The 13,329-nt window shown below is 60.6% G+C and carries 10 protein-coding genes and 1 tRNA gene; 6 read left to right on the forward strand and 5 right to left on the reverse strand.

Annotated features, from left to right (window positions below):
• Positions 1 to 7 precede the first annotated feature (7 nt).
• Positions 8 to 2,260: a ComEC/Rec2 family competence protein gene (locus HMPREF2757_RS00725; RefSeq protein ID WP_070572444.1), complete on the forward strand. Its 2,253-nt coding sequence runs from the start codon at positions 8 to 10 to the stop codon at positions 2,258 to 2,260.
• Positions 2,261 to 2,269: 9 nt separating this feature from the next.
• The gene (gene holA, locus HMPREF2757_RS00730) at positions 2,270 to 3,256 is read left to right on the forward strand and encodes a DNA polymerase III subunit delta (protein WP_070572446.1); all 987 of its coding nucleotides are present in this window, start codon (positions 2,270 to 2,272) and stop codon (positions 3,254 to 3,256) included.
• 76 nt (positions 3,257 to 3,332) lie between these two features.
• On the opposite strand, the gene rpsT is transcribed toward holA, so the two are convergent.
• Complete coding sequence (gene rpsT / locus HMPREF2757_RS00735) at positions 3,333 to 3,599, reverse strand: 30S ribosomal protein S20 (RefSeq protein ID WP_070572447.1); 267 nt, start codon at positions 3,597 to 3,599, stop codon at positions 3,333 to 3,335.
• A gap of 249 nt (positions 3,600 to 3,848) precedes the next feature.
• Positions 3,849 to 4,580, reverse strand: coding sequence for a type II toxin-antitoxin system PemK/MazF family toxin (locus HMPREF2757_RS00740; protein WP_070572449.1), 732 nt, complete (start codon positions 4,578 to 4,580; stop codon positions 3,849 to 3,851).
• 71 nt (positions 4,581 to 4,651) lie between these two features.
• On the opposite strand from HMPREF2757_RS00740, the gene lepA reads away from it, so the two are divergent.
• Both lepA and hemW read left to right on the forward strand, forming a co-directional pair.
• Positions 4,652 to 6,514 (forward strand): translation elongation factor 4, encoded by a 1,863-nt coding sequence (gene lepA, locus HMPREF2757_RS00745; protein WP_070572451.1) that lies wholly within the window; start codon positions 4,652 to 4,654, stop codon positions 6,512 to 6,514.
• Between the two features lie 15 nt (positions 6,515 to 6,529).
• Positions 6,530 to 7,744 (forward strand): radical SAM family heme chaperone HemW, encoded by a 1,215-nt coding sequence (gene hemW / locus HMPREF2757_RS00750; RefSeq protein ID WP_070572453.1) that lies wholly within the window; start codon positions 6,530 to 6,532, stop codon positions 7,742 to 7,744.
• A gap of 158 nt (positions 7,745 to 7,902) precedes the next feature.
• Here the strand turns inward: hemW and HMPREF2757_RS00755 are convergent, their stop codons facing one another.
• Positions 7,903 to 8,928 carry a GNAT family N-acetyltransferase gene (locus HMPREF2757_RS00755; protein ID WP_256278240.1) on the reverse strand — a complete coding sequence of 342 codons (1,026 nt, stop codon included), beginning with the start codon at positions 8,926 to 8,928 and terminating at the stop codon, positions 7,903 to 7,905.
• A 113-nt stretch (positions 8,929 to 9,041) separates the two neighbouring features.
• On the opposite strand from HMPREF2757_RS00755, the gene HMPREF2757_RS00760 reads away from it, so the two are divergent.
• Positions 9,042 to 9,638 (forward strand): TetR family transcriptional regulator, encoded by a 597-nt coding sequence (locus HMPREF2757_RS00760; RefSeq protein ID WP_256278241.1) that lies wholly within the window; start codon positions 9,042 to 9,044, stop codon positions 9,636 to 9,638.
• Between the two features lie 116 nt (positions 9,639 to 9,754).
• On the opposite strand, the gene HMPREF2757_RS00765 is transcribed toward HMPREF2757_RS00760, so the two are convergent.
• Both HMPREF2757_RS00765 and HMPREF2757_RS00770 read right to left on the reverse strand, forming a co-directional pair.
• Complete coding sequence (locus tag HMPREF2757_RS00765) at positions 9,755 to 10,438, reverse strand: Abi family protein (protein ID WP_070572457.1); 684 nt, start codon at positions 10,436 to 10,438, stop codon at positions 9,755 to 9,757.
• A gap of 487 nt (positions 10,439 to 10,925) precedes the next feature.
• Positions 10,926 to 12,551, reverse strand: coding sequence for an ABC-F family ATP-binding cassette domain-containing protein (locus tag HMPREF2757_RS00770; RefSeq protein ID WP_070572459.1), 1,626 nt, complete (start codon positions 12,549 to 12,551; stop codon positions 10,926 to 10,928).
• Between the two features lie 304 nt (positions 12,552 to 12,855).
• On the opposite strand from HMPREF2757_RS00770, the gene HMPREF2757_RS00775 reads away from it, so the two are divergent.
• Positions 12,856 to 12,928, forward strand: a tRNA-Ala gene (locus HMPREF2757_RS00775).
• The last annotated feature ends 401 nt before the right edge of the window (positions 12,929 to 13,329 follow it).

Below are 13,329 nucleotides of genomic sequence, written 5' to 3' on the forward strand. Positions count from 1 at the left end.
TCGGCTGGTGGCAGCGGCCGCCGCAGTGTGGCTCTGTGCTGCGCTTCCCGGACCCGACTGGGCGATGATGGCGGCCGCCGGTGTTTTCACAGTCCTGTCCATCGGTCTGTGGGCATGGACGGAATCGACCCCAGGCGGTTCGAGCAGGGCACAGCGGCGGATCAGCCGTCAAAGGCGCGAAGCCGGCCGCGCGCAGGCAATCGCTTTGCTTGCCGTGACCTGCGTTGTCGTGGGACTGGCCGCTGTAGGGGTCAGCGCGGCGCGCGTGCTCGGCACCCCGGACGAAGGCACTGTGTCCGGGCGGGTGAAGATCGTCAGCGATCCGGTGCAGAGTGCCTCGGGTTGGTGGCGGGCGGCGGCGTCGACGGACGACGGCCCCGTCACCCTGCTTTCCCGCGAGGAGCTTCCCGAAGCCGGCAGTACTGCGCACGCGGACTTGTCATTGACGCGCGAAGCTTCGCAGGCGACAGGTTTTGTCAACTCGATGCGCGATGTGCGCGGACCCGTCGGAATGTGGCGCGTGCGAAGGGACGTACGACAGGAGTTTCATGCGGCAGTAGTAGGTGGGAGTGCGGGTGCGGGCCTCGTGCCGGGTCTGGTTCTCGGCGATCGCACCACAGCGGACGACGCGCTGCTGGAGGACATGAAGATCGCATCCCTGACCCATGTCTCAGCCGTGTCGGGCACGCATTTGGCGATTGTCGCGATGACCGCATTGTGGTTGGCGCGCTGGATCAGCCATCGCCCGCTGAGCGCAACTGCGGTGGCTGTGGTGCTCGTAGCCGGGTTTGTGTTCATTGTGGGTCCGGCCCCTTCTGTCATCCGTGCCGCCGGTATGGGCCTGGTAGGGGCCTATGCCGTGGTGCGCGGAACTGGCAAACGCAGTTTGGCCCTCATAGCGGCAGCGGTCATCGGTGTGCTCATCACCCGGCCGGAGCTGTCCAGCTCCATCGGCTTCACTCTGTCGGTGTGTGCTGCCGGGGCGCTGATTGTGCTCAGCCAGCCGATGACAACCGCACTGTGCAGGTGGATGCCTCCGTTTGCGGCGAACCTCCTGGCTGTTCCAGTCTGCGCTCAGCTGGGCGTGTTCCCGGTGCTGCTGACTATCGACAGCCAGCCGAGCCTGTGGTCAATACCGGCCAATGTCGTGGCTGTTCCCGCATTGGGGCCCATTGTCATCGGCGGTCTCGCAGTGCTGGTGTCAGGTGGACTGCACCTCCTGACCGGCTGGGCCGTATTCGGCTATTTCGCCGATGGTGTGGGTTGGCTGCTGCAGTGGCCGGCCCAGTGGATTGCACTGGTCTCGCACACGGCGGCTGGCCTGCCCGGAGCTGTGCTGCCGTGGGCTGCGGGAACACTGGGCATTGTTCTGGCTGTGGTGCTGGGTGTGTCAGTCGGTGTTGCTGTCATCGGCTTTCGCAAAGTTACTTTCCGCAGGCTCGCTGCGGCTGTCGCAGTCGGTGCGCTTGTGCTGGGAATGGGGCTGCCGCTGATCCACCGGCCCGCAGGCGATTGGACCGTCGCCTTCTGCGATGTGGGGCAGGGCAGTGCGACCGCGGTTCGGCTCAGTGCTGAGCACGCTCTGCTCGTTGATGCTGGGCCTGACGAGGCGAAGCTCGCCGACTGTCTGTCTGCTCTGGGGGTGCGGCAGACGAGCGTTATCATCAGCCACTTCGATGCCGACCACTATGCGGGGCTGCGGGCGGCCACAACCGGTGGGAGGACGGTGGCAGCCGTATGGGCATCGGCACCGAGTCTCGCCGATCCCAGAGCACGCGAAGTGCAGGCTCTGACGGGGCACGAGGTGCGCGGACTCACCGAAGGCATGGCGTTCTCATCGGGCGATGTGCGGTGGGAAGTGCTGTGGCCGCCGCCGGACATGGCAGAGCAGACTGACGGGCGAAATCAGATCTCAGCGGTCATCCAGATCGAAACGGCTGGAGTCTCTGTACTTGTGACGGGGGATGTCGAAGAGGACGGACAGAGAGCCATGGCCGCAGAAAGCGTCCAGGCAGACATTCTCACCGCACCCCACCACGGCTCTCGCTTCATTGATCCGAGCTTCTTCGCCCAGGTTGGCGCTTCGGCGGGAATCGTGTCGGTTGGTGCGAACAACCGCTACGGCCACCCAACACGGCAGGCGCTCGATGCCTTTGGCTCCGTGCCGGTTCTGCGCACAGACGAATGCGGCACCGTTGTACTGGACCGCGACGCTCAGCTCAGAGGGCTCGGCGGGTGCACTGGGTCTGTAAGCGGCTAGGCTGATCACGTGGCAGCGAAGAAAACACTCATCCCGTGGCACCGCGCCAAACCGGCCCCCATTGTGCTGATTTCCGGGCCGGAAGCGGTGCTTGCCAGAAAAGCCCAAGACACCGTGCTGGGCAAGGCGAAGAAGACCTACGGCGATGACATCACACACCTAGATGCCAGTTCGTATCAGCCGGGTGAACTCGCACAGGCAGCCGCACCGTCACTGTTCACCACGCGCGGCATAGTGGTCGTCGAGAACTGCGCCACGATGAACGACGCTTTTCTGACTGACGCGCTCGCCTACGCGGACGAACCCTCTGACGACATGGTCGTCATCCTCAAACACTCAGGAGGCAACAGGGGAGCGCGCCTGATCAAGGCGCTCGAAAAGGCCGAGTTTCCCCGCATTGACGCCTCGGCGTTGAAATCAGAAGCCGACAAGAACGCCTTTGCCGAAGGCGAATTCAAACGCGCCGGACGCTCTATCCGACCGGATGCGCTCGCTGCTCTCATGGATGCGCTCGGATCGGACGTTTCGGAGCTCGACCAGGGTATCCGCCAGCTGCTGGCTGATACGGAAGGCGAAATCACCCATCAGATTGTCGACCGCTATTACGGCGGGCGGGTCGAGGCGACAGGGTTCAAAGTCGCTGACGCAGCCTGCTCCGGCAACACCGGACAGGCGCTCGCGCTGACCCGCCACGCATTGTCAACGGGCACGGACCCTGTGCCGATTGTCGCGGCAGTTGCGATGAAGCTTCGCCAGCTGGCGAAGGTGCAGGGGCTCAGCGGCTCTTCTGGCCAGTTGGCAGCCGAACTCAAAATGGCTCCGTGGCAAGTGGACCGAGCACGCAGGCAGGTTCGCCAGTGGAACGAAGCCGAACTGGGGCGTGCGCTGCTCAATGTCGCAGCGGCCGATGCGGCTGTGAAAGGCGGCGGACGGGACCCCGAATTTGCGGTTGAAACCCTCGTGCGGGAAGTCGCCCAGTCAGCCCGCCGGCGTTGACCGGCAGCAAGTCACGTAGAACCGCATGAAGAAAGGGGACGAAACACGTGGTTCGTCCCCCTTCCCTTCGGCTCTATCAGGCCTTGAGCGCGTTCACTGCCTTAGCCAGGCGCGACTTGCGGTTGGCTGCGTTCTTCTTGTGCAGCACACCCTTGCTCACTGCCTTGTCGATCTTGCGCGAAGCAACCTGCAGGGCTGCCTGTGCTTCGTCAGCGTTGCCAGCTTCGATGGCTGCGCGGACGTGGCGGATGTGACCGCGAACTTCGCTGCGCACAGCGCGGTTGCGCAGGCGAGCCTTTTCGTTGGTCTTGTTCCGCTTGATCTGAGACTTGATATTTGCCACTTCAACACTCTTCTGTCGAAATCAATAGGTCGTGAGGGCTTCCTCATACTCGATGCGCTCTCAGCGGGGAAAGCGTCAGGCGCCTGAATATCAGGAGTACATCCGCCCGACCATGGTGAGACACACACCTTGGCGGACATACGGCCAAAAGCTTAGCGGCTCACCGGGGCGAACGCTAATTTTCAGCGGATGTCAGCGCGGTTGAATTCGCCACACGCTGCGAACCTGTCCGCCGTACAGAGGCTGCTGTCAGCTTTTCCCTCCGGTTTCGATGTTCTCCACGATCTTCGAGTACAGACTCATGGGCATGATGGCTCCCTCGCGGCGCACTGCGTTGGGTGCGATTCGGATGACGCGGTCTAAGCGGATTTCCGAGGGGCGGTTCTTTGCGTCCCAGTCGCCGGATCCGATGTTGATCCACGGTGTTCCCTCGTTGCGCCGGATTTCCCCGACATTGCCGGGCACCTTGTCCTTGGAGGTGAGCATGAGCCCCAACAGCCACGAACGGTCGTGGCCCACGAGCAGGACCGGACGGTCTTTGCCCTGTGTGAAGTCCTCTTCGTAGGGCACCCAGGCCCACACGACTTCACCCGGGTCGGGACTGCCGTCGAGGTCAGGGGAGTAGACAGGCCGAACGGTGCCGGTGAAATCACCCGGGTAGCCGCCTGATGGCCTTTTGGGGAATCCCTGTTTGATCGGCTGGTTCTCGGCCCTCCGGGCAATTGAGAATTCGTCCCGCTTCTTCGGGCCTCCGCTGCCCTTCTTAGGGCGTGCCTTGTTCTTCTGGGTTTGCCCTGGTGAGTTGGCAGGGTTGCCAGCAGCTCCACCTCGTGAGTCTGACGATGCGGAGGGCCGGCCTCCCAGCAGGAGGTCGGCTGCCAGCCGACCCGCCTGTTCCTGGTCGATGCTGCGGCTGAGCGCCGTGATTCCGGCTCGAAGTCCTTTGCGAATGAGGCGCTGTGAGAAGTTGGAGTTCGCCATGTGTCAACGATAAGCGCTGACTGGGTGTATGAGACAATGAGTAGCTGTTTGAGACCCACAAAGGAGCGTTCATGCCTCAGGTGAGCGATACTGCTGCCCAGCGGATTCAGGTGGCGTCCACCGACCCTGCGAATATCCGCAACTTCTGCATCATCGCCCACATTGACCACGGTAAGTCGACTCTTGCCGACCGTATGCTGCAGATGACCGGGGTGGTGCAGCCGCGTGAAATGCGCGCCCAGTACCTCGACCGGATGGACATTGAGCGCGAGCGCGGCATCACGATTAAGTCGCAGGCGGTGCGTATGCCGTGGATGACTGACGAGGGCGAACCGTTTGCGCTTAACATGATCGACACTCCCGGGCACGTGGACTTTTCCTACGAGGTTTCGCGTTCGCTGGCGGCATGTGAAGGTGCGCTGCTGCTGGTGGATTCCGCGCAGGGCATTGAAGCCCAGACGCTGGCGAACCTGTACATGGCCATGGAGCACGACCTGACGATTGTTCCCGTGCTCAACAAGATCGATCTGCCGGCGGCGAATCCGGACAAATACGCTGAGGAGCTTGCCAACCTCATCGGTGTGGAGCCCGAAGACTGCCTGCGGGTGTCCGGCAAGACCGGTGAAGGTGTGGAGGATGTTCTCGACCGGATTGTCAGCGACATTCCCGCTCCGGAGGGCAATAAGGACGCCCCGGCGCGTGCCATGATCTTCGACTCCGTGTACGACACCTATCGCGGTGTTGTCACGTACGTTCGCGTGGTCGACGGCAAGTTGGCTCCGCGCGAAAAGATTCAGATGTTCTCGACCGGTTCGACGCACGAAACCCTGGAAATCGGCGTGTCCTCGCCTGAGCCCAAACCGTCGAAGGGTTTGGGTGTTGGTGAGGTCGGCTACCTCATTACGGGTGTCAAAGACGTGCGCCAGTCGAAGGTCGGTGACACGATCACGACTGCCGCTGATCCTGCTGAAGAGGCGCTCGAGGGCTATCAGGAACCCAAGCCGATGGTGTTCTCCGGGCTGTTTCCGATTGACGGTTCGGATTACCCGGTGCTGCGCGATGCGCTGGAGAAGCTGCAGCTCAACGACGCTGCGCTGACCTTCGAACCTGAGACCTCGGCGGCCCTGGGCTTCGGCTTCCGCTGCGGCTACTTGGGCCTGCTGCACTTGGAGATTGTGCGCGACCGTCTGGAACGCGAATACGATCTTTCGCTCATTTCGACCGCACCGTCTGTTGTGTACCAGGTGACGATGGAAGACGGTGCCGAGTGCACGGTGACCAACCCCAGCGAATATCCGGAAGGCAAGATCAAGGAAGTCCGCGAACCTATGGTTGCGGCAACGATCCTCACCCCGTCGGATTTTGTTGGGCCCGTCATGGAGCTGTGTCAGAGCAAGCGCGGTCAGATGAACGGCATGGACTACCTGTCGGAAGACCGTGTGGAGCTGCGCTACCGCATGCCGCTGGCTGAGATCGTGTTCGACTTCTTCGACCAGCTGAAGTCCCGCACCCGCGGCTACGCATCTCTTGACTACCAGGATGACGGTGATCAGGCGGCCAACCTCGTCAAGGTCGACATTCTGCTGCACGGCGATCACGTGGACGCGTTCTCTGCGATTGTCCACCGTGACGACGCCTACCATTACGGCGTGAAGATGGCCGGAAAGCTCAAGGACCTCATTCCCAGGCAACAGTTCGAAGTTCCCGTGCAGGCGGCTATCGGTTCGCGCATCATTGCACGCGAAACCATCCGCGCTATCCGCAAGGACGTTCTTTCCAAGTGCTACGGCGGTGACATCAGCCGTAAGCGCAAGCTGCTCGAGAAGCAGAAGGAAGGCAAGAAGCGCATGAAGATGGTCGGAACTGTTGAAGTTCCGCAGGAAGCGTTCATTGCCGCACTGTCGTCGGATGCTGCCGGCGGCGGGAAGAACTGACGGAAGAGCTGATCGGTGCCGGCACAGCCTGACGGCGATGTTGCTCCGCTCGACGGTTCTCTGCCAGCCTCCGCGCAGGCCGGGGCCGAGGCGCGTATGCTCAGTGCCTATATTCACGTGCCCTATTGCCGGGTGCGCTGCGGCTACTGCGATTTCAACACCTATACGGCCGATGAGCTCGGTCCGGGTGCCAATCGTTCCGATTGGGCTGGGAATCTAGCTCACGAGGTGGAGCTCGCCTCCCGCGTTCTGGCTGACTTTCCTGCCAGGCCGGTGAGTACCGTGTTCTTCGGCGGGGGAACGCCGACTCTTCTGCCGGCCGCTGATCTGGCCTACGCGCTTGAGTGTGTGCGGGATGCTTTTGGCTTGGCGGATGGTGCCGAGGTGACGACTGAGGCGAACCCAGACACTCTGAGCCCTGCGTATGTGGCCAAGCTGGCTGAGGCTGGTTTTACGCGCGTGTCCATGGGCATGCAGTCGGCTGTGCCGCACGTGTTGGCAACATTGGATCGCACGCATAATCCGGAGCAGGTTCCGAAAGCTGTTCAGTGGGTTAAGGACGCCGGTATGCAGGTGTCAGTTGACCTCATCTACGGCACTCCGGGGGAGTCAGCTGAGGACTGGCAGCGGTCTGTTGAGGCAGCTGTTGAGATGGAGCCAGACCATATCTCGGCGTATTCGCTCATTGTCGAACCAGGTACGAAGATGGGTGCGCAGGTTCGCCGCGGTGAGCTGCCTATGCCTGATGAGGACGATCTTGCAGATAAGTACGCAGCGGCTGACGCTGCTTTTTCTGCCGCCGGTCTGCACTGGTACGAGGTGAGCAACTGGGCACGCAGTGCCGACCGCGAATGCCGCCACAACAACGCCTACTGGACTGGCCAGGACTGGTGGGGCTTCGGTGCTGGGGCACACTCGCACATTGGGGGAGTGCGGTTTTGGAACGCGAAGCACCCGCGAGCATGGGCTGACCGGCTGGACCAGGGGCAGTCACCGGCCATTGGCCGGGAAGTTCTCGATGCGGATACTCGCAGGTTGGAAGACCTCATGTTGCGGGCCAGGATCCGGCGGGGCATGAGGTTGTCCGAACTGCCTGCGGCTACTGAGCTTCTGTTGGATCAGTTTGCGAAGCAGGGGCTAGTCGAGCCTGACGAGGAATGGCTCGCGTTGACTTTGCGCGGTCGGCTGATGGCAGATTTCATTGTTCGCGAGCTGTCGGAGTACCTGTAGTTGCGGCGGCAGGGGAGCGGCACCTCGGCCCCTGACAATTTTGGAACCAGGCTTGGCGTATTAGGCGTCAGCCCTAAGTGCTGTATCAACCCGGACTGAGCCGCCAACCCCTGTAACTGCCTTCAGCAGAAAGAGCATGAAAGTCAGATCCCCGACGATCATTGGCGCGCGTTCTCGGATGCAAGTTGCGCGTAGACGAGGGTGTCGGTCCATTCGCCTTTGCTGAACCAGTCCTGGACGTGATGTGCTTCGAGTCGTAGTCCAACGCGGTGAGCCAGTGCTGCGGAGGCACTGTTGCGGGCATCCATCTGTGCGGTGATGCGGTGGAGTTTGTAACGGTCGAATCCGAGGCTGAGTACTGCCCGGACGGCTTCGCTGGCAAAACCTTGCCCACCGTGTGCAGGGTCGAGAACCCACCCGATCTCGCCTTGACGGTGCTCGTGATCGGTGAGCCAGAGAGCCACATCCCCAATCGGAACCCCGTCAAACTCGATGACGAGAGCCAGCGCACCAGTCTCGTGATCGAGGCCGGTCTTCTCTAGTCGTTCGGCGAGCTTGTCGCGCGTGACGTCCTTGGTCCATGGCTCGTCTAACAGGTAGCGGGCAACGCCGGGTTGAGAGTACAGCTTGTGAAGCCAAACGGCATCGTCAGCATTATGCAGACGGAGCCGGAGTCGTTCCGTCACCAACGGCCACTGAGCGGTAGGTGTGAGAATGCGTCGGTAGTGGAACAACTCCTCGAGCTGGCCGGCGGGCGTCGTCCCTACTGATCGCTCGACCTCACCGAACCCGGCATTGGTCAAGCACAGCTGAGAGGCCTTGTTTTCCGGCAGCGTGCGCGCAGTCAGAGTCTGAATTCCGCTGTTGCGTGCGAAACGCGAAGCCAGCTCCAATCCGCGACGGGCGTGCCCTTTTCCGCGAGCATCGAAATGAATCCAGAACCCGACCTCGGCAGTCTCGGAGCTGACGTCGAAGAGCACCATGGAGCCTACAAACCGGTTCGTCTCGGCATCCGCGAGCGCAAGGACGGCCAACTTACCTGACGACAGGCCTGCCGCGACCTCTTCGCGGATCATGCGTCGCACGGACTCGGGCGTGTAGTCGGGCTCGGGCAGGTGGCCGAAGCGCCGCACAGCTTCATCCTTGGTACCTGCCGCAAATGCGTCTGCGTCCTGTTCGGACAAGGTGCGTAAACAAGTGTTCCCCAAGACAATCGGAAGGGCGGTGACATCAAGCATGCACTAAAACTAACATAGTACGGATAGCTAATAGAATATTGTTTGGTTAGGCTGGTCGAGTGAGTTACTGGGAACATCGCAAGCCTGTGCAACGCCTCCGTGCGGTTGACATCGTGGAGGTTGCGAGGGCATCGGTGAGGCTGCTGGACGAAGGTGGGTTGAGGGCCCTCACGCTGCGGTCTGTGGCGCAACAGGTGGGTGTCGCTCCTGCCAGCCTGTACTCCCGCGTGGAATCAGTCGACGATCTGTTTGACCTCGCCCTCGACGCAGCGCTGGCCGATGATCCCTTGATGTCCGAGGCGATCCGCAGCGCTGACCTGCCTGACCTCATGCAGGCTTTTTTCGTGCACCTCACGACCCATCGCTGGGCCGGGCAGGTCATCGGCATGCGCGCGCCAAGAGGTCCCGCATATCTGACTCTCTCCGAACGGATGTGCGTTCTGCTCGAGCAGGCGGGAACCCCGGACCCGCTCGGGACTGCCTACCGATTGTCCAACCTGGTGATCGGCTCAGCCCTGACTGCTCCGATGGCGCCTGATGAAAAGCGTGTCGTCATCGACCCTGAGCAAGCTCCCACCTACGCGCGTCTCCACACGGCGCATCACATCAGTCCGCAAGAGATCTTGGTTGAGGGCATCAAGGCGCTTCTGTCTTAGGATCATCGTCAGCTGCGGATTTCATCGCCCGTGAGCTGTCGGAGTACCTGTAGTCACAGTGGCAGGTGAGCGGCACCGCTCTGAAATCAGCCGACTATGGCACCGGGTCAGGAGCCTTAAGGCTTAGCTTTAAGTGCTGTCTCAACCTTGGACTTAGCCGCCACGTAAGCATGAACTTGGGGTGCGATCAGTTCTAAGCAGTGCATTAGCGATTTGTGGGCTTCAGCTGGATCAAGGGCACCAGTCAGCAGGGATTCATGGTGGGCAATTCGATTGCGCAGGTCATTGACAATTTTTATGTCTTTGTCAATATCGGCTCGGTCCGTCCCGCTAGGAAATGCTTCGTGGAGGTAGGGAACCCACATAGGTTTTTCCATGGCTTTGGTGGTCAGATGTCGCCAGAAGCCGAAAGAGAGTTCCGCGATGACTTTGCCAGGCGAGGCTTGATGAGAGCCGCTTCGTTTAATTGCGGTCTTAACCTTGTTTCGCGTTTGGATATTGACGTCGGTGTGGCGTTTGATACCTTGGGAACCTGCCGTGTTGCGCCATATGGGCATGACAACGGGGGATTGCGGGTGCAACAGCCAGTGTGTTTTATGCGGCCAATTGTCGGAGATAACGGCGTCGTAAACGTTGCGGAGCGCTACTTCAAAATGGGCGATATCGTGCATGAGAACCTGGCTGGTTTCCACGTTCCATTCGTAAAGGGCTAGTGCACGTTCGCGGTCCCCAGAACTGATCTTAAGATAGCGTTGAAAACGCGGTGCGCTCAGCCATGCTTCGACCCATCTATCAGACATGAAGTCATTATGACAGAAACAATGCCCCGGCGACATGGTAGAAACCAGCGGTCGACACGGGGCTTACATATAGAACTGTACGAAACAACTTTCCGGTTGGCAAGTTAGCGATGACGACTTTCGCTGGGTGGGCCGTAACAGCGGGTCCCTGTGGTTGCCCTCAGCAGGCACCTGAAGGTCCGACTTCCGGTGCTTGCCGCAAGTTCCGGTAGGCGTGGCCTGTATATATGAGTGCATTGGACTTTCGCGTTTGCCGAGCCAGCTCAGGACGCGGTGTGATTTGCGCCGGAGCTCCGTACTCAGCGCCTGTTAGCCTTAGAGCACTACATCCCCCACGCCTCTCCTGGAAAGCGCACTTGGGGGATTTTTCCTTCCCTGCAGGAGCAATGAATGAGTCGACCGGTACAACATGCATGAGCCAGGTCGTTTATGAAAAGCCGGCGGCGCCTCGTGATTATTCGTTGTCGTTGGCAGTTGGGCCGGGAGCTTATGCTTCCAGGTGGAGTCGTTTGCCCTGCCAGTGGTTGATCAGCCAGCAGTCGTGGGTAGTGATGACAAGCGTGCCCGTCCAGCTTGCCAGAGCCCTTTCGAGGGCTTCGAGAGTGCTGAGGTCAAGGTAGTTTGTCGGTTCATCAATGAGGAGGACCGCAGGCTGGTCTGCCAGTGCGACAGCGAGTTGAGCCCGGCGCTGATTGCCGTCGGACAGGTGGGAAATGGGTGTTGTCCACATGGACGGGTGGAGGATTCCTCGTCCGGTGGAACCCACTCCGCTGTCCCAGATGTCGTCTGTGAAGCCGGGGTCGCCGCATTTTGGCAGCCTCTGGGGCACCAGCGCAACGTCGTCGTCTCTGGTGATCGATCCTGATGCCGGTGTGTCCGCGGGCGGCTTGCCATCAGCGATCCAGCTGATCAGTGTGCTTTTGCCTGATCCGTTCGGGCCGGTGAGCAGCAGATGTTCTCCGTAGGACAGATCGAAAGTCGTTGGCGAAAGCCTGCCGGTTATTGTTGCAGCGCGGGCTGCGATTGCCGACCCTGCCGGTTCGTCACCTGAACGCGCGGGAAACGAAAGTTCGTACAGCCGAGGTTTGCGCACTTCGTGTTCTGCTAGGTGTTCTAAACGGCGATCGTCGTTTCGGGTGCGGCGGACCGCTGTTGCGGCAGCCCGGTCGGCGAAGAACTTCTTCTCTTTTCCTTGAGCAGTTGCAAGACGCACACCGCCGCGGGCGATCTTTTGACTGCCCTGGCGGTGTTCCTCAATACTGCGTTTCTGTTCCTGTTGAGCAGAGTGCAGTGCGCGGTGTGCGCGGTGGGCTTTGTCTTTCGCTTGGAGATACTCCGTGTAGTTTCCGGAGTTTTTGTGCAGACCGCCTGGTTCAGTGGTGCCGTCCGCACGCGAGAGCTCGTGCCACACCACAGTGTCTAAGTCGTAGAGCACTGTGGCAACAGACTCGATGAAAGCCCGGTCGTGGCTGGCTGTGAGTACTGGGCCGCTCCAGCCCATAACCACTTCGGTGAGGAACTCGATGGCATCGTCATCTAAGTGGTTGGTCGGTTCATCGAGGACAAGAGCGGGAGGCCGGAGCACAAGCAGAGCGGCCAGCTGCAGCCGTGCTCGTTGACCAGGGGAGAGTTGTCTAAGGCGCAGGGATTCAGCGTTTTCGGCTGCGATGCTGAGCCCTAGACCCCTGAGTGTCTTGTTGAGGCGAGCGTCGATCGACCACGCATCGCGGCTTTCGAGTTCACTCAGCAACCGGTCGTAGCGGGCAGCAACTGAGTCGGAGCTGTCGTGGGCAAGCTGCTCGGTGACGGACTCGAATTCGGATATGAGGTTCCGCAGAGGCGAAAGTGCGGTTTCCATGCTTGCGGAAACAGTCTGCTCGAGATCGTCAAAACAGGACTGAATCGAGGCGGAGGGGGTGGACTTGGGAACCTCGACTAGTCCTGAATCGGGGAGAAGATGCCCTTGAGCAATAGCGAGCAGGGTCGATTTTCCTGAACCGTTCGGGCCTACGAGGCAGGCACGTTCACCCGGGCTGACAGTCAGATTGATCTGCGAGAGCAGGGGTTTGCTTGAGTAGGAAAAGGAAACGTTATCAAGGACGATAGAAGGCATAGTGATCTCCAGTGAGCGGAAAACGCGGACGGCGTCTCAGCGTTGCTGAGTGAAGATCACAGAACCATTCGTCGAACGTACTCCTGAGCAGAAAGCGCATAGCTGAGTTGCGCTGGTGTTGAAAGCGGGGCGAAGCCGCCGAATAACAAATTCAACCTACCAAGGGCACGCCATGATTTCAACGGAACTGACCTGCCGGCTTGTGCGCTGGCGGTTCTTGCGATCTTGCCGCTTCAGCAGGAGGGGACTGTGCCTGGTGCCCCTGACAGAGTGCACAACCCGAGGAGTACAGTGGAGCCCAAAGGGGGCCGTAGCTCAGTTGGGAGAGCGTCTCGTTCGCATCGAGAAGGTCAGGGGTTCGATTCCCCTCGGCTCCACGTTTGTGAAGTCCCGGGACATCGTTCACTCGATGTCCCGGGATTTTTTGTGTGTGGGGCGACTGGTGTCGGGTCATCGTTCCCCCGCTGTAGGTGCTGCATACCCCAAGCTGGAGCATGTGCCCTGATCTGCAGAACCGACTGAAACGTGCGGGCTGTCTCTTGCCAGCGCGGCTGCTGGATGGCTGACTATTCCGCGTCTCTGCACCGTTAACGACACATCCACGCTTGAGCCGCACGGAGACTCCCTTGAGCAACAGAAACTCCCGTTAGCAGTTGTTGCTACGGCGCAGATTCCGGCTCAAGGGTGTCGGGCCGTCCGGATGCGGGTGTGAACGATGTCGTGGGACACCCGCAGGCCGATTCTCAGCGGCAGGGGTGAACGATGTCCTGAAACCAGA

The sequence above is a fragment of the Brevibacterium sp. HMSC063G07 genome, from assembly GCF_001810665.1.
Taxonomy (GTDB): domain Bacteria; phylum Actinomycetota; class Actinomycetes; order Actinomycetales; family Brevibacteriaceae; genus Brevibacterium.